This window comes from Longimonas sp. (genome assembly GCF_046498435.1).
In the GTDB taxonomy this organism is placed as follows: domain Bacteria; phylum Bacteroidota; class Rhodothermia; order Rhodothermales; family Salinibacteraceae; genus Longimonas.
Genome location: NZ_JAWOAR010000148.1, coordinates 1 through 3222, shown reverse-complemented (window position 1 = coordinate 3222; position 3222 = coordinate 1). Strand labels below are relative to the sequence as shown.

Sequence of the window (3222 nt, the reverse complement as noted above, 5' to 3'; positions counted from 1 at the left end):
AAGATCGACTGGGCGTCTCCGAAGGCGGGCTCTGCTGCGTCGGCACCTCCGCCACGCTCGGCGGCAGTGAAGACAGCACGCGGCTCCGCCAGTACGCCGAAGACGTGTTCGACACCCCGTTCGAGGAAGGAGCCGTTATCGGGGAGACCCGGCAGACCGCAGAAGCCTTCTTGCAGCCGGTGCGATACACGATCTTTCCGGACTTGGAGCAACACGATGCCCTGCAGCCTGAAGCCCAGGCCCATCCCGCCGACTATGTCGCCGCTCAGATTCCGCACTGGTTTCCGGAGGGCACCGGTAGCGACTGGGACTTGACGACCGATGCGGGCCGCATTGCGCTGGGCGAGGCCCTACGCCGGCATCTGATGACCCACAGCGTTGTCGACCTGCTGGACGATCGACCCGCCGAAATCAGCGATCTCGCGGCCCGCCTCGAAGCGCGTCTTCCACAGCTTAAGGGCATCTCGCGCCGCCAGCAGACCGCAATGCTCCGCAGCTTCCTGTCCGTGCTCTCGTGGGCACGCACCGCATCCAACAGCGGGGGCGAGGCCCGCCCGTTTGTACAACTTCGCACACAGCTCTGGCTTCGCGAGATGCGGCGCATGGTCGCCTCGGTGGATAATCCGCCCGTGCTCGCGTTCCACGATGACCTGCCCGAGTCGGAGCACGACGGGCACCTTCCGGTCGCCCACTGTCTGGAGTGTGGCGCGATGGGATGGGTAGGCATACAGCGCCCCAACGAAACCACCATTCGAACGGGACTGAAGAACATCTACCAGAAGTTCTTTGCAAGCGACCCGTCGTGCGTGTTTGCGTTTCCCGTTGGTGCCGACGAGCGCGTCGATGCCGAGGGCCGCTACCACCAGCTCTGCACGCACGACCTGCACCTCAATGATGCCGACGCCGACGCCTGCACGGCCTGCGACCAGGAGGATGGGCTGTTGCGCGTGTTCATGCCGCACGTGCAGCGCACCACACAAGACGATACGCAGGTGAGCGTCCGGGACTGTCCGCACTGCGGCGCTTCCAGCACGCTAACTATCATGGGATCGCGGGCAGCAAGCCTGAGCAGCGTGATGATCTCGCAGCTCTTTGCCTCGGAATACAACACCGACAAGAAACTACTCACCTTCTCCGACTCGGTACAGGATGCAGCACACCGGGCGGGCTTCTTCGAGTCGCGCACGTACCGGTTCAATATCCGTAGCGCCATTCAGCAATACGTTGACCAGGCATCTGAGCCGGTCACGCTGGATGAGGCCATGCGCCAGATCACCGATCACTACACACAGACGTACAGCAAAGAAGCCTTCGTATCCAACTTCATTGCCCCCGACATGCGCTGGCTCCGCGACTACGACCAGATGCTGGAGCAGGGCACGCTGCCCGACGAATCCGACATCGTAACCCGCGTGCGGAAACGCCTTAGCTGGGAAACGTGGAGCGAGTACGGCTTTCGGGCCCGCATTGGGCGCACGCTGGAGAAAACCGGCGCCTCCACTCTACAGGTTGACACGGGTCGCCTGCAATCTGCTGTTGATGCGCTGGTGCCCGAGCTGCAGAACAACGTCGGCGATCTGCGTGAGGTCGCTCCCACCGACGTAGCTCGCTTTGTGCGGGGGCTCATCGCCCACATGAAGAACCAGGGGGCGATCTACCATCCCGAACTGGATCGCTACATTGAGCAGGGCGGAAACAGCTATATGCTAAACCGGCAGCACCATCTGCCCAACTATGGCTACCGCTCGCGACTGCCGGCCTTTGTGGCGAGCCGGAGCACCCAGCGCTTCGACCCGGTGCTGACACCGGCTGGCAACGCCGATAGCTGGCTCCAGGCCTGGGCCACCAAGTGCTTTGGAGCGCATGACCCGATGCTCTCCAGCGTGATGGACCAGCTGTACGACCGCGTGCTGAGCATACTGGTGACGAATAATCTACTGGAGCGACGCGAGACGAGTAGAGGCGTCCGCGTCTGGGGCGTGCGGCCCGATGCGCTCCGCGTCACCACCGCGGTCCGTCAGCTACGCTGCGACACCTGCGACCACAACGCGTCGGTGGGTCATGACGTGGTAGACGACTGGCAAGGGACGCGCTGCCTGCGCTACCAGTGCACGGGCCGGTATGCCTCTGAAGCGCATGCGCCCAACTACTACCGCCAACTGTATACCCAGAGCGCACGGCGGCGCATCATTGCACGTGAGCATACAGGACTGTTGGAGCGGGAGGAGCGGGAGACCCTCGAAAAAGCATTCGACCATAACGAGCATCCGTGGGACCCGAACCTGATCTCGTGTACGCCGACCCTTGAGATGGGCGTGGACATCGGCAAACTCTCCACGGTCATGCTGTGCTCGGTGCCGCCCAGCCCGTCGAACTTTGTGCAGCGCATCGGGCGCGGCGGGCGCCGCACGGGCAATGCCCTGGACGTGACCGTCGCCAACGGCCAGCCGCACGACCTCTACTTCTTCGAGGACCCGACCGAGATGATCGCCGGCACCATTGAGCCGCCGGGCATCTATCTCAACGCCACCTACGTGCTTTTCCGGCAGTTTGTCGCGTTTTGCTTCGACCGGTGGATTGCCTCCGGCGAGGTGGGCCCGCAGGCCGTGCCTGGCACGCTGGGGCGGGCGCTGCCCACGCTAAAAGTGGAGGGCGCCTTTCCCGATACGTGGCTCTCGTTTGTTGAGATGAACGAGGATGAGCTGTTTGCCGACTTCATTGCGCTGTTTTCAGATACGCTGGATGAGGACGATACCTCGGAGTTGCGTTCCGTTATCGCTAAAGAAGGCGGGTTTCGCTACCAGGTGATGGGCCGCTTCGAATCAGTTGTAAAACGCCGCAAGGCCATCAAGCGAGACGTACAACGCATTCGCAGCCGCATCCGGAAGCATGAAGAGGGACCTGCTTCGAATCAGGCGGAGGAGGAGATCAATAAACTACGGCAGGAGAAGACGGCGCTGCAGCGTATCGATGCCCAGATTCGCAGCATGCGCACCTACAACTTTCTCACCGAATCGGGGCTCCTTCCCAACTACGCTTTCCCTGAAGAGGGCGTCACTTTGCGTTCGGTGCTCCTTCGCGGAGAGGAGATCTGGGCGAAAGAATACCGCCGTCCGGCCTCACAGGCGCTGAAAGAACTTGCGCCGGGTGCGACATTCTACGCAGGCGGTCGCAGCGTTCAAGTCGACCAGATCGACCTTTCTGGCGAGGACACGCTTCAGG

The 3222-nt window shown here is 62.4% G+C and carries 1 protein-coding gene; it reads left to right on the top strand.

Going from position 1 to position 3222, the window contains the following annotated elements; translation table 11 throughout:
• Positions 1-3222, top strand: a 3222-nt coding sequence (locus tag R6U20_RS05485; RefSeq protein WP_410336858.1) for a helicase-related protein, incomplete at both ends; no start/stop codon positions are given.